The 26,056-nt window shown below is 68.8% G+C and carries 19 protein-coding genes, 1 tRNA gene and 1 pseudogene; 7 read left to right on the top strand and 14 right to left on the bottom strand.

Translation table 11 applies throughout. The annotated features are described in order from the left end of the window. Positions 1-20: 20 nt before the first annotated feature. Together J7E96_RS00105 and J7E96_RS00100 are read right to left on the bottom strand one after the other, a co-directional pair. Positions 21-800, bottom strand: a complete 780-nt coding sequence (locus J7E96_RS00105; protein ID WP_215126467.1) for a transcriptional regulator — start codon at positions 798-800, stop codon at positions 21-23. Between the two features lie 109 nt (positions 801-909). Further along, positions 910-982, bottom strand: a tRNA-Leu gene (locus J7E96_RS00100). A gap of 98 nt (positions 983-1,080) precedes the next feature. Here J7E96_RS00100 and J7E96_RS00095 point away from each other — a divergent pair. Continuing rightward, positions 1,081-1,737, top strand: a complete 657-nt coding sequence (locus J7E96_RS00095; protein ID WP_215126100.1) for an ANTAR domain-containing response regulator — start codon at positions 1,081-1,083, stop codon at positions 1,735-1,737. Positions 1,738-1,797: 60 nt separating this feature from the next. Here the strand turns inward: J7E96_RS00095 and J7E96_RS00090 are convergent, their stop codons facing one another. The 9 genes from J7E96_RS00090 to J7E96_RS00050 form a co-directional block, all read right to left on the bottom strand. Beyond that, positions 1,798-2,514 carry an ABC transporter ATP-binding protein gene (locus J7E96_RS00090; protein ID WP_215126098.1) on the bottom strand — a complete coding sequence of 239 codons (717 nt, stop codon included), beginning with the start codon at positions 2,512-2,514 and terminating at the stop codon, positions 1,798-1,800. After that, complete coding sequence (locus J7E96_RS00085; protein WP_215126465.1) at positions 2,511-3,425, bottom strand: ABC transporter ATP-binding protein; 915 nt, start codon at positions 3,423-3,425, stop codon at positions 2,511-2,513. The genes J7E96_RS00090 and J7E96_RS00085 overlap by 4 nt, the downstream gene beginning before the upstream one ends. Positions 3,426-3,430: 5 nt before the next feature. Next, the gene (locus J7E96_RS00080) at positions 3,431-5,167 is read right to left on the bottom strand and encodes a branched-chain amino acid ABC transporter permease (RefSeq protein WP_215126096.1); all 1,737 of its coding nucleotides are present in this window, start codon (positions 5,165-5,167) and stop codon (positions 3,431-3,433) included. Between the two features lie 5 nt (positions 5,168-5,172). After that, the gene (locus tag J7E96_RS00075) at positions 5,173-6,105 is read right to left on the bottom strand and encodes a branched-chain amino acid ABC transporter permease (RefSeq protein ID WP_215126095.1); all 933 of its coding nucleotides are present in this window, start codon (positions 6,103-6,105) and stop codon (positions 5,173-5,175) included. Between the two features lie 116 nt (positions 6,106-6,221). Then, complete coding sequence (locus J7E96_RS00070) at positions 6,222-7,454, bottom strand: branched-chain amino acid ABC transporter substrate-binding protein (protein WP_215126093.1); 1,233 nt, start codon at positions 7,452-7,454, stop codon at positions 6,222-6,224. 579 nt (positions 7,455-8,033) lie between these two features. After that, complete coding sequence (locus tag J7E96_RS00065; protein WP_308295785.1) at positions 8,034-8,468, bottom strand: hypothetical protein; 435 nt, start codon at positions 8,466-8,468, stop codon at positions 8,034-8,036. 19 nt (positions 8,469-8,487) lie between these two features. Continuing rightward, on the bottom strand, positions 8,488-9,366 hold the full coding sequence (locus J7E96_RS00060; RefSeq protein WP_215126091.1) for a trypsin-like serine protease: 879 nt from the start codon (positions 9,364-9,366) through the stop codon (positions 8,488-8,490). A 284-nt stretch (positions 9,367-9,650) separates the two neighbouring features. Continuing rightward, on the bottom strand, positions 9,651-10,121 hold the full coding sequence (locus tag J7E96_RS00055; RefSeq protein ID WP_215126089.1) for a PaaI family thioesterase: 471 nt from the start codon (positions 10,119-10,121) through the stop codon (positions 9,651-9,653). Between the two features lie 50 nt (positions 10,122-10,171). Further along, on the bottom strand, positions 10,172-12,451 hold the full coding sequence (locus tag J7E96_RS00050; protein WP_215126088.1) for an FdhF/YdeP family oxidoreductase: 2,280 nt from the start codon (positions 12,449-12,451) through the stop codon (positions 10,172-10,174). A gap of 187 nt (positions 12,452-12,638) precedes the next feature. On the opposite strand from J7E96_RS00050, the gene polA reads away from it, so the two are divergent. Continuing rightward, entirely contained in the window at positions 12,639-15,299 is a 2,661-nt protein-coding gene (gene polA, locus J7E96_RS00045) for a DNA polymerase I (protein WP_251069208.1), read from the top strand. A gap of 23 nt (positions 15,300-15,322) precedes the next feature. Here the strand turns inward: polA and J7E96_RS00040 are convergent, their stop codons facing one another. After that, a complete protein-coding gene (locus tag J7E96_RS00040; protein ID WP_215126084.1) occupies positions 15,323-16,231 on the bottom strand; it encodes a DUF4184 family protein in 909 nt (302 codons plus the stop codon). A gap of 187 nt (positions 16,232-16,418) precedes the next feature. Here J7E96_RS00040 and J7E96_RS00035 point away from each other — a divergent pair, with 187 nt between their 5' ends. The 3 genes from J7E96_RS00035 to J7E96_RS00025 all read left to right on the top strand — a co-directional run bounded on the left by J7E96_RS00035 (position 16,419) and on the right by J7E96_RS00025 (position 19,544). Continuing rightward, positions 16,419-18,215, top strand: coding sequence for a lytic transglycosylase domain-containing protein (locus J7E96_RS00035; RefSeq protein WP_215126082.1), 1,797 nt, complete (start codon positions 16,419-16,421; stop codon positions 18,213-18,215). A 172-nt stretch (positions 18,216-18,387) separates the two neighbouring features. Further along, complete coding sequence (locus J7E96_RS00030; RefSeq protein ID WP_215126080.1) at positions 18,388-18,525, top strand: SPW_0924 family protein; 138 nt, start codon at positions 18,388-18,390, stop codon at positions 18,523-18,525. 14 nt (positions 18,526-18,539) lie between these two features. After that, positions 18,540-19,544, top strand: a complete 1,005-nt coding sequence (locus J7E96_RS00025) for a DUF3068 domain-containing protein (protein ID WP_215126078.1) — start codon at positions 18,540-18,542, stop codon at positions 19,542-19,544. 20 nt (positions 19,545-19,564) lie between these two features. Here the strand turns inward: J7E96_RS00025 and hrpB are convergent. Continuing rightward, positions 19,565-22,077: pseudogene (gene hrpB / locus J7E96_RS00020) on the bottom strand (ATP-dependent helicase HrpB). 4 nt (positions 22,078-22,081) lie between these two features. After that, positions 22,082-22,939, bottom strand: coding sequence for a class I SAM-dependent methyltransferase (locus J7E96_RS00015; protein ID WP_215126076.1), 858 nt, complete (start codon positions 22,937-22,939; stop codon positions 22,082-22,084). A 362-nt stretch (positions 22,940-23,301) separates the two neighbouring features. Between J7E96_RS00015 and rpsA the strand changes: the two genes are divergently transcribed. Continuing rightward, on the top strand, positions 23,302-24,819 hold the full coding sequence (gene rpsA / locus J7E96_RS00010) for a 30S ribosomal protein S1 (protein WP_215126075.1): 1,518 nt from the start codon (positions 23,302-23,304) through the stop codon (positions 24,817-24,819). A 318-nt stretch (positions 24,820-25,137) separates the two neighbouring features. Continuing rightward, on the top strand, positions 25,138-26,019 hold the full coding sequence (locus J7E96_RS00005; RefSeq protein WP_251069206.1) for a PAC2 family protein: 882 nt from the start codon (positions 25,138-25,140) through the stop codon (positions 26,017-26,019). Positions 26,020-26,056 lie beyond the last annotated feature (37 nt).

Below are 26,056 nucleotides of genomic sequence, written 5' to 3'. Positions count from 1 at the left end.
GGGGCCCTACCCGTACGGTGTCAGTGCTTCGGCCCGACGTGCGCGTCCATCAACGCGACGGATGCTTTGCGGGCGATCGAGATGTTGAACGGGTCGCTGCCGCGGGCGAGCGTGGTCCACTCCACGCCGACCTTGGTCAGGGTGTCGGAGAAGAGCTTGCGGATGTCGTCCGACTTCTGACTGAAGAAGTACCGCGGGTACTCGTATCGTTTGCGCTCACCGCCGACCATCTTGGTGGTCCAGTTGGTGATGCGGCATCCGTCCGAATGGATCAGCCCGCGAATGAACGCCCAAGGGTGAGCATCTACGACGAACTCCTGCCAGGGCACCAGCGCGATGGTGCGTGCATGTTTCTTGCCCGGGCCGTGTTGGGGGAAGAGGCACGGCCAATGGCGGCTGTAACTGGTGACCGCCACACAGCCCTGCCGCTGGAGGACGTAGATGGAACCTTCGGGCAGGACGGCCGTGATGGCCGCCCGGCAAAGGTCCATGAGCCCAGGCCAGGCGGCGGTGCACGCGATGCGCAGGTGGTAGCCGCTACGGCGGTGTGGGCTGATGCAGCCGTCGCCGAGGTAGAGGCCCAGTAGGTAGGCATACGCGGCGGTGTCGGCGGGAACTCTGGGGACAGGCAAGCACCTTGGGCATGCGGCATGTCCGGCCATGCGCGGACGCGGTTCGATCCGGGTCTGCCACTCACGGATGGCGGACCGGGATATTCCGGTTTGCTTGCTCACGGAGTTGAGGCTGCTGCCCTGGGCGACGAGTGTCAGCGCGTGCTTGCGCGTACTGAGGTCGTACATGGTTGCGAGGGTGGTCGGATCTTCGCGGTCCCGCACCGATTCGATGCTGCGTTCACTAGGGCGAGTGAAGATCGCCAACCATTGGTGAACCTTGGAATGAAAGGTCAAGTGCCCCGGGTCGGATTCGAACCGACGCTGTCGGTGGTTTGAGCACCGTGTCTCTACCGCTGGACTACCGGGGCGTCCTTCAAAAGGAAGGTTAGCGGAGACCCGCCGTGACTCAAACATACAGGAGCTAGGTAGGCTCAGGAAGCAGCACTGCCCGGAAACGAGGAGCCCCGTGACCAGCCCCGAGTCGCCCCAGCCCGCCGCCGACGACGACAACAAGTCGCACGTCCCGCCGCTGACGACCCGTGTCGTCATCGCCGAGGACGAAGCCCTCATCCGCCTCGACCTCAAAGAGATGCTCGAAGAAGAGGGCTACGCGGTCGTAGGCGAGGCCGGTGACGGGCAGCAGGCCATCGAGCTCGCCCGTGAGCACCGGCCCGACCTCGTGATCCTCGACGTGAAGATGCCCGTGCTGGACGGCATCTCCGCCGCCGAGAAGATCACCGAGGAGTCCATCGCCCCCGTCCTCATGCTGACCGCGTTCTCGCAGCGCGATCTGGTGGAGCGGGCGCGGGACGCCGGTGCGATGGCGTACCTCGTGAAGCCGTTCAGCAAGAGTGACGTCGTACCGGCCATCGAGATGGCGGTGTCGCGGTTCACGGAGCTGAAGGCGCTGGAGAACGAGGTCGCGGACCTCACGCAGCGGCTGGAGACGCGGAAGCTGGTGGACCGGGCGAAGTCGGTGCTGCAGACGCAGTACGGGCTGACCGAGCCGGCCGCGTTCCGGTGGATTCAGAAGACGTCGATGGACCGTCGCCTGTCCATGCAGCAGGTCGCCGAGGCGGTCATCGAGGACGCCGAGGAGAAGAAGGCTGCGAAGGAGCAGTAGGAGAGGACACGCAGGAGGCCCGTACCCCAGGGGGTACGGGCCTCCTGCCGTTGGTACGGCTCAGTCCTCGCCGAGGTACGTCTTGCGGACGGACTCGTCGTGGAGCAGCTCGCGGCCGGGGCCGGAGAGCTTGATGGTGCCGACTTCCATGACGTGGGCTTCGTCGGCCAGCGAGAGCGCGGCCTGGGCGTTCTGCTCGACGAGCAGGATGGTGGTGCCCTGCGCCTTGAGTTCGACGATGGTCTCCATGATCTTCTGCATCATGATCGGGGAGAGGCCCATCGACGGCTCGTCGAGCATCAGGAGCTTGGGCTGGGACATGAGGGCGCGGCCCATGGCCAGCATCTGCTGCTCACCGCCCGAGAGGGTGCCCGCGGCCTGCTTCCGGCGTTCTCCCAGGATGGGGAAGAGGTCGTAGGCGCGCTGGATGTCCTTCTCGATGCCCGCTTTGTCCGTCCGCAGGAACGCTCCGAGTTGGAGGTTCTCGGTGATGGAGAGGCGGGGGAAGATGTGCCGGCCCTCGGGGGAGTGTGCGAGCCCCAGGGACACGATCTTGTGGGCGGGGACTCCGCTCAGCGGTTTCCCGTCGAAGGTGATGCGGCCGCCGGAGGGCTTGAGCAGCCCGGACAGTGTCCGCAGGGTGGTGGTCTTGCCCGCACCGTTGGTGCCGATGAGGGTGACGACCTGGCCGGCTTCGACGCTGAAGGAGATGCCCTTGACGGCTTCGATCTTGCCGTAGGCGACCCTGAGGTCTTCGACCTCGAGGAGTGCGGTCACTGGGTTTCCCCTTCCGGGCTGGCAGTGCTGGTGGTGCTGGTCTTGCTGGTGGTGCCCTGCGCTTCCTCGGCTGCCTCGACTTCCGCAGCCTCTTCCGCGCCCGGTGCGCCTTCGAAGGGCGTACCGAGGTAGGCGGCGACGACGCGCTCGTCGCCCTGGACGACGGCGGGTGTGCCTTCGACGAGCTTCTCGCCCTGGACGAGACAGGCGACGCGGTCGCAGAGGTTGAAGATGAAGCGCATGTCGTGCTCGATGACGAGTACGGCGATGCCCTGGTCGCGGATGGCGAAGATGAGTTCTTCGGTGACGCGGGTTTCCTGCGGGTTCATGCCGGCGGTGGGCTCGTCGAGGAGCAGCAGGCCGGGGTCGCTGGCGAGGGCGCGGGCGATTTCGAGCTTGCGCTGTTCGCCGTAGGGGAGGTTGCGGGCGAGGTGGTCGGCCTTGTGCTGCAGGCCGATGAACTCGAGCAGCTCCATGGCCCGCTTGTGGGAGGCGGCTTCGGCCTTCTTGAAGCCGGGGCCGCGCAGGAGGGCGGACCAGAGGCCTTCCTTGGTCCTGGTGTGGCGTCCGACGAGGACGTTTTCCAGGACCGTCATGTTGGCGAAGAGCCGGATGTTCTGGAAGGTACGGGCGATGCCTGCCTGGGTGACGAGGTGGGGCTTGGGTGGCAGGACGGTGCCCTTGTAGGAGACCTTGCCTTCGGTGGGCACGTACAGCCCGGTGAGGCAGTTGAAGAAGGTGGTCTTGCCGGCGCCGTTGGGGCCGATGAGGCCGACGATCTCGCCGGCGTTGACCTTGAGGTCGACCGAGCGTACGGCGGTGAGGCCGCCGAAGCGCATGGTGACGCCGCTGGCGTCGAGGACCGTGGTGGTCTCGGGGGTCGCGGTGGTGTTCTCGGTGGTGGTCGTCATGTCGTTCACGCCCCCGCCTTCGTGATGCCGACGCCGGAGTCGGTGAGGCCCTTGTCCGGTACGTCGAGTTGGTCGGTCTCGTGGTACTCGAGCTGGGCGCGCCGGTTGGCGATGAGGCCTTCGGGGCGGAAGCGCATGAGCAGGATGAGCGCGATGCCGAAGCCCAGCAGCTGGTAGTCCTGGAGGAACTGCAGCTTGGCGGGGATCATGTAGAGGAGTGTGGCGCCGATGAGGGGTCCGCTGATGGTTCCCATGCCGCCGAGGATGACGGCGGCGAGGAGGAAGGCGGAGTTGGGCGGTACGGGCCCGGCGAAGACGTACATCTCGGGGACCACGGTGCTCTGGACGTGTGCCTGGACCGTGCCGGCCAGGCCGGCGAGGGTGGCGCCCAGCGCGAAGGCGATGAGTTTGACCCGGAAGCCGTTGATGCCCATGGCGGTGGCGGCGGTCTCGTCCTCGCGGATGGCGACCCAGGCGCGGCCGATGCGGGAGCTGCCTGCGCGGCTGAAGATGAGGATCACGAGGATCATCGCGAGCAGCATGAGCAGGTAGTAGTTGGCGTACGAGCCGAGTTCGAAGCCGGCGATGGTGTGGGATTCGCCGAAGTCGTATCCGAAGAAGTTCAGGTCGGGGACGTTCGGTACGCCGTTGGGGCCGTTGGTGACCTGCGGTCCGGATACGCCGTCGAGGTTGCCGACGGTGATGCGGAAGATCTCGCCGAAGCCGAGGGTGACGATGGCGAGGTAGTCGCCGCGGAGCCGCAGTGTGGGGGCTCCGATGACGACGCCGAAGATCAGGGACACCGCGCCGCCGGTGAGGACGGATGCCCAGAAGGGGAACTGGACGTCGAAGGCGGAGGCGGTGGTGCCCGATACGAGGGCTGCCGTGTACGCGCCGACGCCGAGGAAGGCGACGTATCCGAGGTCGAGGAGTCCTGCGAGGCCGACGACGATGTTCAGCCCGAGTGCGACGGTCGCGAAGATGAGGATGTTGACCGCGATGAGGGTGAACTGGTCGGTGTTCTGGGTGAAGGGGAAGGCCGCTGCGGCTACGAAGGCGGCTGCGACGGCGATGGAGCGGTACTTGGTGGTGAGCCCGTTGAGGCGTGCCATGAGGCCGGCTTTGAAGAGCGCGGCGACGGCGAAGCCTGCGGTGATCATGTAGCCGGTGAAGAGTTCGGCGTACTCGGTGTCGATGCCGTAGGTGACGACGAACAGGCCGATGCCGAAGGCGGCGACGATGATCAGGATCTCGGCCCAGGAGGGGAGTTCCTTGGGGCGCTGAGCCTTGCGGGTGTCGTCCGGGAGCTGGAATGCCGCGGCGACGGGGATAGCGGAGGCTACGGCTGCGACGAAGCCACCGGGTTCGAGGTTGACCACGCCGCCGAGTTCGACAGCGATGGCGATGACCGTGAACCAGGTGGTGCCGAAGGCGCCGAGGGCGAGCAGTTGCAGGGCTTTGGTCGTGCCGGTGGGGGCCAGCCAGCGCAGGCCCTTGATGCCGAGTGCGGCGAGGGCGTACAGGGTGGTGAGGAGACCTGCGACGAGGGTGAGGACCTGGAGGCCGCCGGGGTATCCGTAGACGGTGAGGTCTCCGGGGAACTCGTCGGTGTAGGTCCAGGACAGGAAGGTGCTGGCGACGGTGGCGAGGCCACCGGCGGCGGTGATCCAACGGAAGAGGCCGGCTCGGGAGTTGGCGTCGGCCGGTGCCGTCTCGGCGGTCTTCGTGGTGTCGGTTGTCATGGCTCTCACGCCCGATCCGCGACGCGCTCGCCGAGCAGGCCCTGTGGCCTCACGAGGAGCACGACGATGAGAAGTACGAATGCCCAGACGTTGGCCCAAGCGCCGCCGCCGAGCTGCTGCATCCCGGGAATCTCTTCGATGTAGGCGATCGACAGGGATTCCGCGAGGCCGAGGACGACTCCGCCGACCATGGCTCCGTAGATGTTGCCGATGCCGCCCAGGACTGCGGCGGTGAAGGCCTTGAGTCCGAGGATGAAGCCCATCTCGAAGTTGATCTGGCCCTTGTCGAGGCCGTACGCGACGGCTGCGACGGCGGCGAACGCGGCACCGATGGCGAAGGCCATGACGATGATGCGGTCGGTGTTGATGCCCATGAGCTTCGCCGTGTCGGGGTCCTGCGCGGTGGCCTGCATGGCGCGGCCGCTGCGGCTCTTGGCTACGAAGAGGCCGAGGGCGAGCATGCACGCGGGGGCGAGGACGAGGACGAAGGCGTCGGCGCGCTGGAGGTACAGGTTGTCGAAGATCTTGAACGACTCGCCCTGGAACTCGGGGAAGCTGCGCGGCTTCTTCGCGTCGGGGTAGAAGCCCCAGACAAGCTGCTGGAGGACAATCGAGAGGCCGATTGCGGTGATGAGCGGGGCCAGCCTGGGCGCGCCGCGCAGCGGTCGGTAGGCGAAGCGTTCCGCAGCGGTGGCGACGGCGACGGACGCGATGGCGCCGCCGACGATCATGAGGGGAATGGCCACGAGCAGCGACGTTCCGCTGGGGAGCGCGATGTAGGCGGTGAGGGCGCCGAAGCCCCCGATCATGAAGATCTCGCCGTGGGCGAAGTTGATGAGCTGGACGATGCCGTACACCATGGTGTACCCGATGGCTATGAGGCCATAGAGGGCGCCGAGGGCAAGGCCGTTGGCCAGCTGTTGCGGCAGTTCGTGCACCGCAGGGCCTCCGATGAGCTTGTCGGATATGACTCCGCGCGAGGGCGCTGTTGCGCCCTCGCGCGGTTTGAATCAGGCGGAGCGGGTGGTGCTGGTGATGCGGGTCATGCGGTGAATCAGTCTTCGAAGGTGGCGGACTTGACGTCCTTCCAGACCTTGCCTTCGACCTTGTAGACGGTGAGCTGCTTGTTCGTGGTGTCACCGAACTTGTCGAAGGCGACCTTGCCGGTCACACCGTCGAAGGAGACCTTGGCCATGGCCTCGACGACCTTGGCGCGGGCATCCTCGGGCAGCTTGCCGTCGTTGGCCGCGACGACGGCCTTGACGGCCTGGATGATGGCCCAGCCGGCGTCGTAGGAGTAGCCGCCGTATGCCGCGTACGGGTCCTTGTAGCCTGCGGCCTTGTAGTCGGCGATGAACTTCTTGGCCGTCGGGAGCTTCTCGACCGGGTAGCCGATGGAGGTCGCGAGGTCACCGTCGTTCGCCACGCCGGAGGCGCTGATGAAGGCCGGGTCGTAGATGCCGTCGCCGCCCATGGTGGGGATCTTGGCGCCGGTCTTCTTGATCTGGTCGGAGAGCAGGCCGCCCTCGGGGTACTGGCCACCGAAGTAGACGGAGTCGGCCTTCGACGACTTGACCTTGTCGGCGGTGCTGGAGAAGTCGGTCTCCTTCACCGTGACGTGGTCGGTGCCGGCGATCTTGCCGCCGAGCCGCTTGAATTCGGCGGAGAAGATCGCGGCGAGGCCGGCGCCGTAGGTCTGCTTGTCGTCGACGACGTAGACCTTGCGCTTCTTGGCGTCGTTGTAGAGGTACTGCGCGGCGAACTTGCCCTGGACGACGTCCGTGGCGGCGGTACGGAAGTAGGTCTTGAACGGGCGCTTGAACTCGCCCTTGCCCCAGTTGTCGCCCTGGCTCAGCGCCGGGTTGGTGTTGGCCGGGGAGACCTGGACGACGCCGGCTCGCTCGAAGTCGCTCTGCATCGACTGGGCGACGCCGGAGTTCAGCGGGCCGACGGCTCCGATGACGTCCTTGTTGCCGACGAGCTTGGCGGCGTTGGCCTTGCCGGAGGACGGGACGGCCTGGTCGTCGAGGGCTTCGATCTTGAACTCGATGCCGGGGACTTCGTTGTTCTTGTTCGCGGTCTTGGCCGCGAGGTCCACGGAGTTCTTGATGCCCTGGCCGAGCGCGGAGAGGGAGCCGGTCAGCGGGGCGTCGACACCGATGACGACGGTGGTCTTCTTGCCGCTGTCGTCGTTGCCCTTGCTGTCGTCGCGCGACCCACAAGCGGTGAGAGACAGTGCTCCGGTCGTGAGTACTGAAGTGAGTATGAGCAAAGAACGGTGTCGCACGAAAGGTCCTTTCCCTGGCGCGGCCTCCTCTGCTGAGGTGCCGTGACGATCGCCGGGCCGTACTGGGGGTTGGTACAGGGCCGTGCAGCAGACGCGCCCGGCGGCGCGGTGACTGGCCGTGACTCTAGGCGCAGGTGAAGGGGTCGTGGAGGTGTGAACTCAGGATGTGACTCTCTTGTTATGCCAAGGCCAACGCTGGGAGGGGCAGTGTGGGCAAAACGGTCGATATCCGCCCGGGTGGAAAAGCTCACATGCTGAGAACGCGCAGTTCCGCTGTGGCGGCCGAGCTGACCTTGACGCCGATGGCGGACAGATGGCCTAAAGGGCACTGGCTGGATCATCTGGGTTATTGATGTTGAGCGCGAAGCCCGGATTTTCGATTGCGTCCTTGTTACGCAGTGTTACCTCACGGGAGGGTGGCTCCACGGTGTGCGGTGCCTCTGTGCAACCTGACCTGCGGCGTGATGCTGCGGGCCGGACGGGGTTGGTGGACGGGGCAACCAGTCTGTGTACACCGGGTGTTGGCTCAGGCGGCCTCGGTGGCGTGCTCGACTGAAGCTGTGCCGCCGCGCATCTGGGTTATTCGGGCGCACGCCAATTCTCCGAGCTGCCGGTGGCGCCGTTCTGGGTGGCGCATTTCTGCTTGGCGAGGCGGTCGACAAGCCTGAGGCCCGCTTCGCGCCCCTTGTGCTTCGCCTCGGCGCTGCCCGCCGCGATGATCTCCTCGTGTATCGCGTACTGCTCGTTGGACAGCCCCTTCTGTTCCCAGTCCAGGCCTGACCATTTACTGCCCTTGAGGGTCTCTTTGGCCCAATAGGAGACGAGTTCTGTGCATGTCTCTTCGGGCGAGGTCTTCTGTGGAGCAGGGACCGGCGTCGCGGGCCGAGCGGGCGACTGGGAATCCGAGCAGCCCGCGACAGCCAGTGCGGCCAGCAGCGCGCAGGAGGCCACCCCGGCAGTGACGTGCGGCCTGGTCGTCATGAGGAAACGCCGGGCCGTCACGATCTGTGACACAACAGGCAGCGTGCCGGCCCTACGGCAGCTTCGCGAAGGGGGAGAGGAAGGCACGCGCTCCGGGGGTGTCCAGGCGGTAGGTGACGTTGGTGGCGTAGCAGGGGGTGTCGCCGGTGATGGTGGTGGCGACGAGGGTGCGCCGGCCGGCGAGGGTGGCGAAGTTGGGGCCGCCCGAATCGCCGTAGCAGGCGCCGCCGTTGCCCTGGGGGGCGGTCATGGAGAGCCGCAGCCAGGCGTCGTTGAGCGCGTTGTACGTGACGGGGGCCTGCATGCGTACGCCGCCACCGGGGTGTGTGTGGCCGCCGGGTCCGCGCTGGGCTTCCTGGGTGCCGTACCCGGCGACGGTGAAGGAGGTGTCGTTGAGCCCCTGGGGGCCGAGGGCGTTCAGGGCTCCGGCTTCGGGGAGGGCGGCGGGGGTGAAGGTCCAGCGGGCCTTGACCTTGGCAGCGGGTACTTCGACGACGGAGATGTCGTGGGTGTCGGAGGCGGGGCCCGGGTAGGCGGCGTGGTTGTGGGCGACGCCCCGGACGGCGACGGCCTCCGCGACGGCTGTGGGGTTGCCGGGGTGCTGGGCTGCGGCCTTGTCGAGGCCGGCCTGCACGTCCTGGTCGAGGGAGACGTAGAACTTCACGTTGTCGGGCCAGTCGGTGGTGCAGTGCGCGGCGGTCAGGAACGTATCTGCGTCGATCATGGTGCCGGAGCAGACCCAGTCGACGCGGTCGGGTGTGGCGGGGTTCGCGTCGTTGTCCCACGTCGCGACGAGGGCTCCGACTTCGGTGCGCTCGGGTGCGGGCGTGGCGTTGTACGAGTTGATCGCGGAGGACGGCAGAGCCGCCGCCAGCACGAGTGCGCAGGCTCCGGCGGTGACTGCGGTGAGGCGTACGCGTACTGCGGTCAAGAGAACCCCTTGGGTGTGAGGTGTGACGGTCCGGCGGCGCTCTCCTGTGGGGGTGGGGTCAGTGAACCGGTTCTGGCGGTGGTGGGGCAAGGGGGCTGGGGGACAAGGGTGTTGAGGTCTCGTGCCCAAGGGGTGTCGCCCAGCGCCGTCACATGCGGCGACGTTACGGCTCGGACAGCCGGGCGACGGCGGGGACGGTGACTGCACGCTGCGGTACCCCGGCCGGGACGCGGACGACGGTCCGGGCCGGGGTCAGCAGTGTGACGCTGCCGGTCGCTCCTTGATCAGCCCTTGACGCCGTCCGTATCGCGCAGCAGGCAGGTCAGGCGCGCCGTGCAGACCCGCTTGTCGTGCTCGTCGGTGATGACGATTTCGTACGTCGCGGTGGAGCGTCCGCGGTGGACGGGGGTGGCCACTCCGGTCACCAGCCCACTGCGGGCACCCCGGTGGTGCGTGCAGTTGAGGTCCACGCCGACGGCGATCTTCGAGGCGCCGCCGTGCAGCATGGAGCCGATGGAGCCGAGGGTCTCGGCGAGCACGGCGGAGGCCCCGCCGTGCAGCAGGCCGTAGGGCTGGGTGTTGCCTTCGACGGGCATGGTGCCGACGACGCGCTCCGCGGAGGCCTCGACGATCTGTACGCCCATGCGGGTGCCGAGGTCTCCGGCGGAGAAGAGAGCGGGCAGGTCGACGCCCAGCTGGGCGTACTCGTCGATGACCTCTTGCGGGAACTTCACACCTGCGGTCTGCTCGCCCATGGGGCCCTGCTCCGATCGTCGTACGGCATCCATCGTCCTTAAGCGAACGCTTAGGCGGTGGGTGATTGTTCCAGACGCACGATGACGGACTTGCTCGCGGGGGTGTTGCTGGTGTCCGCGGTGGCGTCGAGGGGCACCAGCACATTCGTCTCGGGGTAGTAGGCGGCCGCGCAGCCGCGCGCGGTCGGGTAGTGCACCACGCGGAAGCCGGGGGCGCGCCGCTCGACGCCGTCCTTCCACTCGCTGACCAGGTCGGTGTACGCCCCGTCGGCGAGGCCCAGCTCGCGGGCGTCGTCCGGGTTGACGAGGACGACGCGGCGGCCGCCCTTGATGCCCCGGTAGCGGTCGTCGAGGCCGTAGATCGTGGTGTTGTACTGGTCGTGCGAGCGCAGCGTCTGCAGGAGCAGCCGGCCTGCGGGCAGCTCGGGGTACTCGACAGGTGCGGCGGTGAAGTTGGCCTTGCCGGTTGCGGTGGTGAAGCGGCGTTCGTCGCGGGGGCCGTGCGGCAGCGTGAAGCCGCCGGGGCGGGCGACGCGCGCATTGAAGTCCTCGAAGCCGGGAACGACGCGGGAGATCCGGTCGCGGATGGTGCCGTAGTCCTTCTCGAAGTCTTCCCATGGGGTGGTCGATCCGGGACCGAGGACGGCCCGTGCCAGCCGGGCGACGATGGCCGGCTCGGACAGCAGGTGCGGGCTCGCGGGGGTGAGGTTGCCGCGCGAGGCGTGCACCATGCCCATGGAGTCCTCCACGGTGACGAACTGCTTGCCCGCTGCCTGTACGTCCTTGTCGGTACGCCCGAGGGTGGGCAGGATCATTGCGCGGGCGCCGGTGACGGCGTGCGACCGGTTCAGCTTTGTCGACACGTGGACGGTCAGTCGGGCCTTGCGCATCGCGGCTTCGGTGACGTCGGTGTCGGGGGTGGCGCCGACGAAGTTGCCGCCCATGGCGAAGAAGACCTTCGCCTCGCCGTCGCGCAGCGCCTGGATGGACCGTACGACGTCGAATCCGTGGTGGCGCGGTGAGGTGATCCCGAATTCCTTGTCGAGGGCGTCGAGGAACGCGGGGGCGGGGCGCTCGAAGATGCCCATGGTGCGGTCGCCCTGCACGTTGGAGTGACCGCGCACGGGGCACACTCCGGCGCCGGGGCGGCCGATGTTGCCGCGCAGCAGCAGGAAGTTGACGACTTCGCGGATCGTCGGCACGGCGTGCTTGTGCTGGGTCAGGCCCATGGCCCAGCACACGATGGTGCGCTTCGATGCGAGGACCATGGCGAGGGCCTGCTCGATCTTCGTACGCTCCAGGCCGGTCGCGGTAAGGGTCTCGTCCCAGTCGGCGTCGCGGGCGGCGGCCGCGAACTCTTCGTACCCGTGGGTGTGTTCGCGTACGAACGCTTCGTCGACGGCGCCGTCAGCTTCGAGGATGAGCTTGTTGAGCAGACGGAAGAGGGCCTGGTCGCCGCCGAGGCGGATCTGGAGGAAGAGGTCGGTGAGGGCGGCGCCCTTGATCATGCCCTGGGGGGTCTGGGGGTTCTTGAAGCGCTCCAGTCCGGCTTCGGGCAGCGGGTTCACCGAGATGATCTTCGCACCGGCGGCCTTGGCCTTTTCCAGGGCGGTGAGCATCCGCGGGTGGTTGGTGCCCGGGTTCTGCCCGGCGACGATGATCAGGTCGGCCTGGTGCAGGTCTTCGAGGGAGACGCTGCCCTTGCCGATGCCGATGGTCTGCGTCAGGGCCGAGCCCGACGACTCGTGGCACATGTTGGAGCAGTCCGGCAGGTTGTTCGTGCCGAATGCGCGGGCGAAGAGCTGGAGCAGGAACGCCGCTTCGTTGCTGGTGCGGCCCGAGGTGTAGAAGACGGCTTCGTCGGGGGAGTCGAGCGCCTTGAGCTCCTCCGCCATGATCTCGAAGGCCCGCTCCCAGGTCACCGCGTCGTACCGCTCCGCGCCCTCGGCCAAGTACATGGGCTGCGTGATGCGGCCCTGCTGACCCAGCCAGTACCCGCTGCGCGTGGCGAGGTCCGCGACGGGATGCGCGGCGAAGAAGTCGGGGGTGACGCGGCGCAGTGTCGCCTCCTCGGCGACGGCCTTCGCGCCGTTCTCGCAGAACTCGGCCGTGTGCCGCTTGTCCTCCTCGGGCCAGGCGCAGCCGGGGCAGTCGAAGCCGTCCTTCTGGTTGACCTTGAGGAGGGTCTGCGCGGTGCGGCGCACACCCATCTGCTGCTGGGCCATCTTCAGCGTGTGCCCGATGGCGGGGAGCCCTGCCGCGGCGTGCTGGGGCGCCGCGACCTGCGGCGCGTCCTGGACCGGGTCACCTGCGGGCGGCTTGGCAGCCATGGCGCTCCCCTTTGAGCGTGCGGTTCTGTTACGTACGTATCCGATCCTGTCACGCGGCACTGACAGTGCGGACCGCGCTGACATCGGGACCGTGCGGGCGGGATTGTCAGTGGTGCGGCCTAGGATCGGAGGCGTGTCAGAGACAGCATCGAAGAAGACCGCAGAAAACCGTCCCCGCCTGCTCCTCATGGACGGGCACTCCCTGGCGTACCGAGCGTTCTTCGCGCTGCCCGCGGAGAATTTCACCACCGCGAGCGGCCAGCCGACGAATGCCATCTACGGCTTCGCGTCGATGCTGGCGAACACGCTGCGTGACGAGTCGCCCACGCACTTCGCGGTGGCCTTCGACGTGTCGCGCAAGACATGGCGCCAGGCGGACTTCCCCGAGTACAAGGCGAACCGGTCGAAAACCCCCGACGAGTTCAAGGGGCAGGTCGAGCTGATCGGCGAGCTGCTCGACACGATGAACGCGGAGCGGTTCGCGGTGGACGGCTTCGAGGCCGACGACATCATCGCCACCCTCGCCACGCAGGCCGAGGCCGCGGGCTTCGACGTGCTGATCGTCACGGGCGACCGGGACTCCTTCCAGCTGGTCTCCGACCATGTGACCGTGCTGTACCCGACCAAGGGCGTCTCCGAGCTGACCCGGTTCACCCCGGAGAAGGTCGAGGAGAAGTACGGACTGACCCCGTCGCAGTACCCGGACTTCGCCGCCCTGCGCGGCGACCCGTCGGACAACCTGCCGGGCATCCCCGGCGTCGGTGAGAAGACCGCCACGAAGTGGATCAACCAGTTCGGTTCGTTCGCGGAGCTGGTCGAGCGCGCCGACGAGGTCAAGGGCAAGGTCGGGCAGGCCCTGCGCGACCACCTGGAGTCGGTCAAGCTCAACCGCCACCTCACCGAGCTGGTGCGTGACGTGGATCTGCCAAAGGCCGTGGCGGACCTGGAGCGCGCTCCGTACGACAGGACCGCCCTGAAGGGGTTCCTGGAAGTCCTGGAGATTCGCAACCCGAGCCTGCGGGAGCGGCTGCTCGCCGTGGACCCGGGCGTGGAGGAGGAAGAGGCCCCGGCCCCGGAGGCCGGTGTGCAGCTGGACGGCACGGTGCTGGGCGCCGGTGAGCTGGCGTTCTGGCTGGAGCAGCACGGCGGGCAGCCGCTCGGTGTGTCCACCGTTGCCACCTGGGCCCTGGGCGTCGGCAATGTCAGCGAGGTCGCGCTGGCGGCCGCCGACGGCAAGGCGGCCTGGTTCGACACGACCGAGCTCGACGAGTCGGACGAGCGGGCCTTCGCCGCCTGGCTCGCCGACCCGGACCGGCCGAAGGTCATGCACAACGCCAAGGACGCGCTGCGGGTCTTCCCCGAGCACGGCTGGCACATCGAGGGCATCACCATGGACACCGCGCTGGCCGCCTATCTGGTCAAGCCCGGCCGCAGGTCCTTCGCGCTGGACACGCTGTCCATGGAGTACCTCCACCGCGAGCTGGCTCCGGCCGCCGCCGACGGTCAGCTGTCCTTCGGCTCCGAGGAGGACGAGCAGGCCGAGGCCGATGCTCTGATGGCGCAGGCCCGCGCGGTCCTCGATCTGGGCGAGGCGTTCGGCGTGAAGCTGAAGGAGGTGGGCGCGACCGAGCTGCTGCACGATGTGGAACTGCCCACGTCCGTGCTGCTGGCCCGGCTGGAGCGGTACGGCATCTCGGCCGACCGCGCCCATCTGGAGGCGATGGAGCAGCAGTTCGCCGGCGCGGTGCAGCAGGCGGTGAAGGAGGCGCACGCGTCGGTGGGCCACGAGTTCAATCTCGGCTCGCCCAAGCAGCTCCAGGAGGTCTTCTTCGGTGAGCTGAATCTGCCCAAGACGAAGAAGACCAAGACCGGTTACACCACGGACGCGGACGCACTGGCCTGGCTGGCCGCCCAGACCGAGCACGAACTGCCGGTGATCATGCTGCGTCACCGTGAGCAGGCCCGGCTGCGGTCCACGGTCGAGGGTCTGATCAAGACGATCGCCGCCGACGGCCGGATCCACACCACGTTCAGCCAGACGGTCGCTGCGACCGGCCGGCTCTCCTCCACCGACCCGAACCTGCAGAACGTGCCGGTGCGTACGGACGAGGGCCGTGCCATCCGCCGCGGCTTCGTCGTCGGCGAGGGCTTCGAGTCGCTGATGACCGCCGACTACAGCCAGATCGAGCTGCGCGTGATGGCGCACCTGTCGGAGGACGAGGGCCTGCTCGAGGCGTTCACCTCCGGCGAGGACCTGCACACCACCGTCGCCTCCCAGGTGTTCGGCGTGGAGCGGTCGGCGGTCGACGCGGAGATGCGGCGCAAGATCAAGGCCATGTCGTACGGCCTTGCCTACGGCCTGTCCGCTTTCGGCCTGGCGCAGCAGCTGAACATCGAAGCGGGCGAGGCGCGGGTCCTGATGGACACGTACTTCGAGCGGTTCGGCGGGGTGCGCGACTACCTGCGGCGTGCCGTCGACGAGGCGCGCGCCACCGGATACACGGCGACGATGCTCGGCCGCCGCCGCTACCTGCCGGATTTGAACAGCGACAACCGCCAGCGCCGTGAGGCGGCCGAGCGGATGGCGCTGAACGCCCCGATCCAGGGCACGGCCGCCGACATCGTGAAGGTCGCCATGCTGAACGTCGACCGGGCGCTGACGGAGGCCGGCCTGAAGACCCGGATGCTGCTTCAGGTCCACGACGAAATTGTCCTGGAGCTGGCGCCGGGAGAGCGCGAGCAGGTGGAGGAGATCGTCCGCCGCGAGATGGCCGGTGCCGTCAGCCTGCGCGCCCCGCTCGATGTGTCGGTGGGCGTGGGCCCGGACTGGGAGTCCGCCGCGCACTGATCCAAGGTCCGAACGCGCCCCGCTTACCCGTTCCGCACACCACCACGAACGGGTGAGCGTGGCGCGGCAGACCCAGGAGCAGACGGCGTACGGCCCGCAGTCTGCGTACGGTCCCGGTCAAGTCCCGGCGTACGCCCGCGCATCCACAGCCGCACCCCCACGGCGTACAGCACAAGCCCCACAGCGAGCCCCGCGCCGGCGCCGAAGCATGCGGTGGGGATGAAGTCGAGCGGCTTCAGCTGCACGCTCTGAGCGGCGTACCAGCGCACGCACCGGTGTACGGCGCCGGTCAGCACACACAGCGCGAGCAGCCCCCCGGCCGCCCACTTCCCGCGCGTCTCGATCAGCGGTACGGAGGCGGGCGCGGGACCGTCCGTCCCGCGCCGCACCGCCGAGACCGTGAACCACACGATCACCCCGAGGGCCACCGCCGAGCCGCCGTACTGCGCGTACATGTACATCGGGAAGCCGGCGACGACCTCGCCGAGCACCGGCAGGACCTTCATGCCCCAGCGGTCGAGATGCGTGAAGCTGTCCCAGACGACGTGCGTGGACGCGCCGATGACCGCCGACAGGAAGAACCGCCAAGCCAGCAACGGCCGTTGAATCCCGCTCCAGTCCTGACCACGTACGAACCTGTGGAAGCGGGCTTGCCGCCGGCGCGGCACCAGCGCCAACAGGGGTTCCCGCAGCAGCAGCCACAGGCCGACAAGCGCCGCCGTGATCAGTACGTCGACGGTGACGAGACCCGGCAGGGAGTGCGTGACGTCCCCGAAGGCCATCGCGGCCGGTACGGCGGTGGCCGCGAAGTAGGTCATGTCGGGCGCGAACGACCCGGCGACGAGCGCCGATGCGAGCAGCGGTCCGCGCGCGGTCCCATCGCGTCGAATGCCCGGCAGCACCGCCGCCGCATGGCTGAGTGTGAACGGCAAAAGTCCCCCTTGGACCGCTTGTGATCAATGACGTTGAGTATGCCGTCCATGGTTCCGGGTTGGATTTCGTGAACAACCGGCAACAAGGGGACAGCAGCCGGTGTTCCGGCGCCGGTAGTTGTCGTAGTGTCGCCAGAGTCCTCGCGCTGGGGAGCGCGGACAGCCGTTGACGGGAGGGGCCAGACGTATGGCAGCGCAATTCGGTCGCAGGCTGCGCAAGGGGGCGACAGCCACCACGGTGGCGGCGCTCGTAGTGGCAGCACTCTCCGCCTCGCAGGCGCCGGGCAGCACTTCGGCGCCCGCCGACGAGAGAGCCGCGAACGCGACCGAGCCGCCCGGCACCCCAGTGACGGGCAACTCGCCGTACTTCACCGACCTTCCACCCCTGAACACCCCGAACAAACCCAACAAACCGGGCACTTCTATAGACCTTCCCGTGGTGACGGGCCCGGCCGAGTCGGGGATACCCGCCACGGTCCTCGCCGCGTACAAGCGGGCGGAAGAGACCGTCAAGGACTCCGCGCCCGGCTGCCGTCTCCCCTGGCAGCTGCTCGCCGCCATCGGCAAGGTCGAGTCCGGCCAGGCACGCGGCGGCCGCGTCGACGCCGGCGGCACGACGCTGACGCCGATCCTCGGCCCGCAGCTCAACGGCGTCGGCTTCGCCAACATCTCCGACACCGACAACGGTGCGTACGACGGCGATACGACGCACGACCGCGCCGTCGGCCCGATGCAGTTCATCCCGTCCACCTGGGCGACCTGGGGGCAGGACGGCAACAGCGACGGCCGGAAGGACCCGAACAACATCTACGACGCGGCCCTCGCCGCCGGCCGCTACCTCTGCGCCCACAACCGCGACCTGTCGGTCCAGGGCGATCTCGACCAGGCGATCCTCGGCTACAACCGCTCGCGGGAGTACCTGCGGACGGTCATGTCCTGGTTCGACTACTACCGGCGCGACAGCCACGAGGTGCCGGACGGCTCCGGCGTCCTGCCGGGCAGCGGCGAACCCGACAGTCACGACAGCGGAAACGGCAAGGGACTCCCGGACGTTCCCGGTACGACGCCCCCGCCGTCCAGCCCCGACACACCGGGCCCCGGCAAGCCCACCCCGCCGGTCAAGCCCAAGCCGCCCCGCGAGCCGGAGGGCGACGGCACTACGCCCCCGACGACACCTCCCCCCACAACGCCGCCCCCCACAACGCCTCCGCCCCAGGCGCCCGTCACCACCCTGGAGCGTCTCGGCAGCGCCAGCGTGACCGCCACCGAGGGGGAGAGGTTCGCCGACCGGCTGCGGGTACGGGCCAAGACTTCCGCGGGCAAGGTTGTCGCGGGCTCCCGGGTCCAGTTCCAGATCGTTGGCGACACAGCGGCGCGCTTCCCGGGCGCCGCGACCCGCATCGTCGTCAGCACCGGCACCGACGGCATCGCCACCGCTCCCACGCTCAGCGCGGGTGGCCAGACCGGCAGGTTCATCGTCCGCGCCAAGGCGCTCGGCACCACGGCCCCCGCCGCGGACTTCACCGCCACCGTCAAGGCCAAGCCGGCGCCCGCGCCGCAGTCCGACGCGCTGGCCCGTACCTCGGACAAGGAGCTCACGGCCGAGACCGGCGGCTCCTTCGCCGACGCGGTCGAGGTCAAGGCGACGTACAAGGGCAAGGCCGCGGCGGGCGTCGGTGTGAGCGCGACGATGGTCACGGGTGACGCCGACGCGTCCCCGGAGAACTGGGCAGAGAACGACAAGGGCCCGTACTTCAAGGACGCCGACGGCAAGACGGTCCGTACCCTGACCGCTCTCAAGACCGACGCCAACGGCCTGCTGAAGCTTCCGGAGATCTACACCGACGGCATCGCGGGAACGTACACACTGCGTCTCACGACCGCCGACGGCGTGGTCCTCACTGTCGAACTGACCGTCACCGCGGCGACAACCGCACCGACGGCCGATCCGTCGCCCACGCCCTCCGCCACACCCACCGCGTAAACGCGGCTGCTCTCAGCGCTGCTGCCGCTGCCCCGTCCGGGCCATGTTCCGGACGGGGCAGCGGCATGCCGGCATGCGTCATGTCAGTGCGACGTGTTCTCATCTCGCGGCTCCGTTGCTACGGTGCCACCTCCCATTGCCCTGACGATGCATCAGCTCCAGGAGGCCGAGCATGCGTGCTCTCGTCGCAGCCGCCATCGGGCTGGCCGCCGCCCTCGCGCTCGTCCTCACCATCACGGCCGTCGGTGCCCCGCCGGGGGAGACCTCGCCCAAGCCGCTGCTGACGACCGTTCCCGGGCCGAAGAAGTAGAGGGGCCGCAAGCCGTGCGCCGTAAAGCCAGCCTCGTCCTGCTCGCCTTCGCGGTCTTCTTCGCCGCCCTGTCACCGCTGCTGCGCTGGTACGCCTTCCCGCGCCTCGCCAAGATCCCGGCCGGCCAGTACCAGGAGATGGTGCTGGAGGCGAAGCCCGCGACGCTTCTCGAGTACAGCTCCATGAAGGCGAAGAAGGTCGAGAAAGTCACCATCGTCCAGACCCTCAAGGGCAACGTCGAGGAGTCCGAGAAGATCGAGCGGAGCGCGGGCCGCGACGTGGTCGTCTGGGACTCGCTCTCGTACGTCCAGGGTCCCGACGGCAAGATGGTTTCGGCCATTCCCGAGCGCTACATCTTCGACGCCCACAGCCAGGCCCCCGTGCACGCCACCGGCGAGATGGTCGACGGCGACCGGGTCAGGCGCGAGGGCATCGAATTCAAGTGGCCCTTTCTCACGGAGAAGCGCGACTACGAGTACTTCGACGCACAGACGCGCACCTCCGCCCCGATCCACTACAAGGGCGAGCGGACGTTCCGTGGAATGGACATTTACTACTTCGAGCAGACCATCCCCTGGACGAAGGTCAAGTACCCGAAGAAGATGCCCATGCCGGGGATCGACGCGACGAAGCTGGAGGAACAGACCGGCACGACACGCTGGTACACCACCCGGCGGATGTTCTGGGTGGACCCCGTTACGGGCGCTCCCGTGAACGGCGAGGAGATCCACCGGGAGGAGCTGCGCGGCGGCAGTCTGCTGGGCGGTCGCGACAAGGTCACCGCTTTCGCCGGTCACGTGAAGATGCGTCAGGACTACGTCGACTCCACCGTCGAGCTCGTCAAGACCAACCGGGTCGCCGTACTGATGCTTACGTCGTACCTCCCCTGGGGCTTCGTTTTCCTCGCCGGGGCCCTGTTCGCCCTGGCCCTGTACCTGGAGGCGCGGGGCCGCAGGCCGGCGGACCCGGCCGAAGAGGAGCCCCTTGGACGGGACAGCCGGGAGCCCGTCGGCGCCTGACACTGCCGTTCCCGCCCGGCTCAGCTTCGCCCGAGACGTGCCTTCGTGTACCTCGTCGGCACAGCCGCCGCCGGGTCCTCCGGCCACGGGTGCTTCGGGTAGCGGCCGCGCAGCTCCGCCCGCACCGCGCGGTAGCCGCCCTGCCAGAAGGACGCCAGATCGGCGGTGACGGCCGCTGGGCGCCCCGCCGGCGACAGCAGGTGCACCAGCACCGGCACCCCGGCCACGCGCGGCGTCTCGGCCAGCCCGAACATCTCCTGAAGCTTCACCGCGAGTACGGGCTGCTCCCCGCCGTACTCCACCCGGACCCGCGACCCGCTCGGCACCTCGATCCGCTCCGGCGCCAGCTCGTCCAGCCGCGCCGCGTCACCGGTCGCCCACGGCAGGAGCCGGTTCAGCGCCTGTCCCGCCTCGATCCGGCCCAGGTCGGCCCGCCGGCGTGCCCGTGACAGCTCCGGCTCCAGCCATTCGTCGGTACGTTCCGTGAGCGCCGCGTCGGACACGTCCGGCCATGGCGCACCCAGCACCCTGTGCAGGAAGGCCAGACGCTCCCGCAGCGCCCGCGCGTCACGCGCAGCAGCCCCAGGCCCTCGCGTCGCAGCCCGTCCAGCAGCGCTTCCCGTACACGTTCCGTATCCGGCTTTTTGAGCGTCCGTACGGTCAGCTCGACCGCACCGAGGCGGTGCACATGCCGCGCGACGACGTCCCCGTCCTCCCAGCGCACTTCTTCGCCGGAGACAAGCAGGTGCTCGGCGGCCAGCCGGGCGGTGTCCTCGTCGATGACGGCGGCCAAGCGCACGCGCGCGGAGACGGCATGGACGGGACGGTCGGCGACGGCGACCGCCAGCCACGGCGCGCTGCGCAGCCGGGACCCGTCGGTGAGTTCCGCCCCCGTCCCGGAGGCCATGAGGAAGGCGCCTTCGCCCCGTGCCTTGGCGACGCGCTCGGGAAACGCAAGGGCCGCCACGAGGCCGGCGGCGGCATCGTCACCCGCCCCGCTGGGGTCTTCCCCGCCCGAACCGCCAGTACCGCCCGCCGCCGAAGCCAGCCGCCTCGCCTCCTGACGCCAGCGGGCCCCGTACGCGTCGTTGCCGCGGCGGGCCGCTCGCCAGGCCGCGGCCAGGTCGTCGCCGTACTCCCTCGGGGGTTCCTCGCTCAGCAGGGCGACCACTTCCGCCGCCCGGCGCGTGCCGACCTCCCGTGCGCCGTCGATGAGCGCCCGCGCGAGCCGGGGGTGCAGGCCGAGGCGTGCCATCCGTACACCCCTTTCGGTCGCACGGCCACAATCGTCCACCGCCCCGATGGCGGCCAGCACCGTACGGGCCGCCGCCATCGCACCACCCGGCGGCGGATCCAGCAGGGCGAGACCGCTCGCGTCGGGGTCGCCCCAGCAAGCCGCCTGGAGGGCGAACGCCGTCAGGTCCGCGACCTTGATCTCGGGGGACGGGAAGCGGGCCAGCCGTACGTCGTCGGCCTGGTCCCAGCACCGGTAGACGGCACCGGGAGCCTCCCGTCCGGCGCGCCCCGCACGCTGCCGGGAGGCGGCCTGTGAGGCTCGTACGGTCGTCAGGGCGCTCAGCCCCCGCGCATGGTCGGTGCGGGGCTCACGCGCCAGCCCGGCGTCCACGACGACCCGTACACCCGGCACGGTCAGGCTCGACTCGGCCACCGAGGTCGCCAGCACCACCCTGCGCGTACCGGCGGAACCGGCCAGTACCGCGTCCTGCACCGCGGCCGGCGCCCGTCCGTGCACCTGGAGCACCTCGGCGCCCACCCCGGACAGCTGGCCCGCCACCCGCGCGATCTCCCCGACGCCGGGCAGGAAGCACAGGACGTCGCCCTCCCGCTCGGCGAGCGCCCTGCGCACCACGGCGGCGACATGCGTGAGCAGCGCCGGATCGACCCGCATGCCGTGCGGCGGCCGCACCGGACGTGCGGGCGGCGCCCAGACGGTCTCCAAGGGGTGCGAGACGCCCTCGGCCTCGACCACCGGCGCGTCGCCCAGCAGCCGCGCCCAGCCCTGAGCGTCCGTCGTCGCCGAGGCGGCGAGCAGCCGCAGCTCCGGCCGCAGAGTGGCCCGTACGTCGAGGAGGAACGCGGCGACGGTGTCCGCGTCCAGGTGCCGCTCATGACACTCGTCGAGGATGACGACGTCAACGCCGGCGAGCTCCTGGTCGCGCTGGAGGCGCTGCAGCAGTACGCCGGTGGTGACGACCTCCACCACCGTGTCGCGCCCCACCACGCGCTCCCCGCGCACGGTGAAGCCCACGCGCCCCCCGACGCTCTCGCCCAGCAGCCACGCCATGCGCCGGGCGGCGGCCCGTGCCGCGATCCGCCGCGGCTCCGCGACGACGACCTTCCGCACGGGCCGCCCCTCGTCGAGCAGCCCGGCCAGTACCAGTGGCACCAGGGTCGTCTTGCCCGTCCCCGGCGGCGCGCACAGCACCGCGGTCCCGTGCGCGTCCAGGGCGCGCTCCAGTGCGGGCACAGCGGTGCGTACGGGAAGCTGCCCAAGGGCGTCGGTGCGGATCACGCCCCTAGTCTCGTACGCACACGAAAATCGCCGTTCCCGGGATCAGATTCCCGCGCAACGGGGACCAGCCGCCCCACTCCTGCGTGTTCCAGGAGGGCCATTCCGGCTCTACGAGGTCGATCAGACGGAAGCCGCCCGCCACCACGTCCCGTACACGGTCCCCGATCGTTCTGTGGTGCTCCACGTAGACGGCGTGCCCCTGGTCGTCCTGTTCGACGTATGGCGTGCGGTCGAAGTAGGAGGCGGAAACAGACAGCCCCTCGGGACCGGGCTCGTCGGGGAACGCCCAGCGGATGGGATGCGTGACGGAGAAGACCCACCGGCCGCCGGGCCGCAGGACACGCCGTACCTCTCGGAAAACCTCCACCGGGTCGGCGACGAACGGCACCGCGCCGTACGCCGAGCACGCCAGGTCGAAGGAGGCGTCCCTGAAGGGGAGCGTTCCCGCGTCCGCCTGTACCAGGGGGACGTCACCGCCGATCCGCAGTGCGTGCTGGAGCTGCCGGTGGGAGAGGTCCATGGCCACGGGGCGGGCGCCCTGCGCGGCGAGCCAGCGCGAGCACTGCGCGGCGCCGGCGCCGATCTCCAGAACGTCGAGTCCCTTCAGGGACGCCGCAGGCCCCAGGAGACCCGCCTCCGCCTCGTCCAGCCCTTCCGGGCCCCACACGAAACGGTCGTCACCGAGGAACGCTCCGTGCTCGCTCTGGTACTCGTCCGCGTTCCGGTCCCACCAGCCCCGGCTCGCCCGGCTGCTCTCGGCCTCTCCGGCCTCACGCCGGGTCGCCTGCCCCTCATCCGTGTCGTCCTGGACGTAGGTGTCGAGGGTCTCGAAAGCCTCTGTGGCGTCTTTGCTCTGGCTCATTGCGCCCGTCTGTCTCGTCTGCGTAGGCTCCGCTCGAACCTGTAGCTGCAGAGTGCGGTGCGGCCGTTGTGGCCTCGCCAAACCTTAGTTGTGCCGGGTATGGGGCGTTCCGCCCCGGGTGTGCGCCTTCGCGCATTGACCCTGCCCGGCTGCCCCCGTATGCTACAAGTTGCGCTGCGAGCCTGCGCACCTCAGACAGAGCAGGCTGCGCTTGCACCGGTTGTATGTCCCCTCGGTTGTCGAGGCGTTTTCCGTTGTCCGGGATCGCGCCTCCTAGGCTGCCCGGCTTCAGCAGGTGCCGATACGGGCTCCCGGCGTAGCAGTACCTACGACTTACTGTCCGTACCGGAGCCCTTACCCACATGACGAGCAGCACCGAGACCACCGCTTCCACCACCCCGCAGGTTGCGGTCAACGACATCGGTGACGAGGAAGCATTCCTCGCCGCGATCGACGAGACGATCAAGTACTTCAACGACGGCGACATCGTCGACGGCGTCATCGTGAAGGTCGACCGGGACGAGGTTCTCCTCGACATCGGTTACAAGACCGAAGGCGTCATCCCCTCCCGCGAGCTTTCGATCAAGCACGACGTCGACCCCAATGAGGTCGTCAAGGTCGGCGACGAGATCGAAGCCCTTGTTCTCCAGAAGGAGGACAAGGAAGGTCGCCTCATCCTGTCCAAGAAGCGCGCACAGTACGAGCGCGCCTGGGGCACGATCGAGAAGATCAAGGAAGAGGACGGCATCGTCACCGGCACCGTCATCGAGGTGGTCAAGGGTGGTCTCATCCTCGACATCGGCCTCCGTGGCTTCCTGCCGGCTTCCCTCGTCGAGATGCGCCGTGTCCGCGACCTCCAGCCCTACGTGGGCAAGGAGCTCGAGGCCAAGATCATCGAGCTGGACAAGAACCGCAACAACGTGGTCCTGTCCCGCCGTGCCTGGCTCGAGCAGACCCAGAGCGAGGTCCGTCAGACCTTCCTCACGACCCTGCAGAAGGGCCAGGTCCGCTCCGGCGTCGTCTCCTCGATCGTCAACTTCGGTGCGTTCGTGGACCTCGGTGGCGTCGACGGTCTCGTGCACGTCTCCGAGCTCTCCTGGAAGCACATCGACCACCCCTCCGAGGTTGTCGAGGTCGGCCAGGAAGTCACCGTCGAGGTCCTCGACGTCGACATGGACCGCGAGCGCGTCTCGCTGTCGCTCAAGGCGACGCAGGAAGACCCGTGGCAGCAGTTCGCCCGTACGCACCAGATCGGGCAGGTCGTTCCCGGTAAGGTCACGAAGCTCGTTCCGTTCGGTGCGTTCGTGCGCGTCGACGAGGGCATCGAGGGTCTGGTCCACATCTCCGAGCTGGCCGAGCGCCACGTGGAGATCCCGGAGCAGGTCGTCCAGGTCAACGACGAGATCTTCGTCAAGGTCATCGACATCGACCTCGAGCGTCGCCGCATCAGCCTCTCGCTGAAGCAGGCCAACGAGGCCTTCGGTGCCGACCCGGCCTCGGTCGAGTTCGACCCGACGCTGTACGGCATGGCCGCGTCGTACGACGACCAGGGGAACTACATCTACCCCGAGGGCTTCGACCCCGAGACCAACGACTGGCTCGAGGGCTTCGAGACCCAGCGCGAGGCGTGGGAGGGCCAGTACGCCGAGGCGCAGCAGCGCTTCGAGCAGCACCAGGCCCAGGTCATCAAGTCCCGCGAGGCCGACGAGGCCGCCGCTGCCGAGGGTGCTGCTGCCCCGGCCGCCGGCGCCCCGGCTGCCTCCGGCGGCGCTGGTGGCGGCGGCTCGTACTCCTCGGAGTCGGCGGACAACTCCGGCGCCCTGGCGTCGGACGAGGCCCTGGCCGCGCTCCGCGAGAAGCTGGCGGGCGGCCAGAGCTGACGCTCTGACCTCCAGCTGGTAACTGGCTGATTGTAAGGCCCGCTCCCCAATGGGGGAGCGGGCCTTACTCATTTCAGACCCAGCCGCCGTAGCTTTCTGCGCCACGCAGAGGTGTTCACCAACACCGGTGCCACGCGCGCGTGCTCGCTTAAGACGCTTCCCGGGCACGGCCGGAAGCGCTGCAGGAGAAGGGGCGCTGGCCGGGAATGCCCGCGCAGCACGGCACGTTCTTCCGTAGGAACACGAGGAGGAGCGGTAATCGTGCTTGATCCGCAGGATTTGTATGAGTGGGAGCCGAAGGGCCTCGCCGTCGTCGACATGGCGCTCGCGCAGGAATCGGCCGGACTGGTCATGCTCTACCACTTCGACGGCTACATCGACGCGGGTGAGACCGGCGATCAGATCGTCTCGAAGCTGCTGGACACGCTGCCGAACCAGGTCGTGGCCCGCTTCGACCACGACAGGCTGGTGGACTACCGCGCCCGCCGTCCGCTCCTGACGTTCCGGCGCGACAAGTGGGCCGAGTACGAGGCTCCCGAGATCGACGTCCGGCTCGTCCAGGACGCGACCGGAGCGCCCTTCCTGCTGCTCTCGGGACCCGAGCCGGATGTGGAGTGGGAGCGGTTCGCACTTGCCGTACGGCAGATCGTCGAGCGGCTCGGTGTGCGCCTGTCGGTGAACTTCCACGGCATCCCGATGGGCGTCCCACACACGCGCCCGGTCGGCATCACCCCGCACGGCAACCGCACCGACCTCATGCCGGGTCACCGCAGCCCCTTCGACGAGGCGCAGGTGCCGGGCAGTGCGGAGTCCCTGATCGAGTTCCGGCTCGAGGAATCGGGGCACGACGTGCTCGGTGTCGCGGCGCACGTGCCGCACTACGTCGCGCGTTCCTCGTACCCCGACGCTGCGCTGACCGTCCTGGAGGCGATCACGGCGGCGACCGGACTGGTGCTGCCGGCCGTCGCGCATTCGCTGCGTACGGAGGCCAGGCGTACGCAGGACGAGATCGACCGGCAGGTCGGTGAGGGTGACGAGGAGCTCGTCTCGCTCGTGCGGGGCCTTGAGCACCAGTACGACGCGGTGGCGGGTGCGGCGACGCGGGGCAATCTGGTCGCCGAGCCGGTCGATCTGCCGTCGGCCGACGAAATCGGCCTCGAATTCGAACGCTTTCTCGCTGAGCGGGAAGGCGACGTCTAGGCCCGCTCAGGCGGTTCGTCTAGGCCCGGACTTCGCG

The organism is Streptomyces sp. ISL-96, assembly GCF_018614035.1.
Classification (GTDB): domain Bacteria; phylum Actinomycetota; class Actinomycetes; order Streptomycetales; family Streptomycetaceae; genus Streptomyces.
Note: the sequence above shows the minus strand (reverse complement) of the source record. Positions and strands in the feature narration are given on the sequence as shown.

Excerpts from the sequence above, each read along its gene's own strand:
- J7E96_RS00080 (WP_215126096.1), bottom strand. The coding sequence starts at position 5,167 with ATGACAACCGACACCACGAAGACCGCCGAGACGGCACCGGCCGACGCC.
- J7E96_RS00085 (WP_215126465.1), bottom strand. The coding sequence starts at position 3,425 with ATGACGACCACCACCGAGAACACCACCGCGACCCCCGAGACCACCACG.
- J7E96_RS00005 (WP_251069206.1), top strand. The coding sequence starts at position 25,138 with ATGGCGCTCGCGCAGGAATCGGCCGGACTGGTCATGCTCTACCACTTC.
- J7E96_RS00030 (WP_215126080.1), top strand. The coding sequence starts at position 18,388 with ATGCGTGCTCTCGTCGCAGCCGCCATCGGGCTGGCCGCCGCCCTCGCG.
- J7E96_RS00055 (WP_215126089.1), bottom strand. The coding sequence starts at position 10,121 with ATGGGCGAGCAGACCGCAGGTGTGAAGTTCCCGCAAGAGGTCATCGAC.
- J7E96_RS00050 (WP_215126088.1), bottom strand. The coding sequence starts at position 12,451 with ATGGCTGCCAAGCCGCCCGCAGGTGACCCGGTCCAGGACGCGCCGCAG.
- J7E96_RS00015 (WP_215126076.1), bottom strand. The coding sequence starts at position 22,939 with ATGAGCCAGAGCAAAGACGCCACAGAGGCTTTCGAGACCCTCGACACC.
- polA (WP_251069208.1), top strand. The coding sequence starts at position 12,639 with ATGGACGGGCACTCCCTGGCGTACCGAGCGTTCTTCGCGCTGCCCGCG.
- J7E96_RS00035 (WP_215126082.1), top strand. The coding sequence starts at position 16,419 with ATGGCAGCGCAATTCGGTCGCAGGCTGCGCAAGGGGGCGACAGCCACC.
- rpsA (WP_215126075.1), top strand. The coding sequence starts at position 23,302 with ATGACGAGCAGCACCGAGACCACCGCTTCCACCACCCCGCAGGTTGCG.
- J7E96_RS00105 (WP_215126467.1), bottom strand. The coding sequence starts at position 800 with ATGTACGACCTCAGTACGCGCAAGCACGCGCTGACACTCGTCGCCCAG.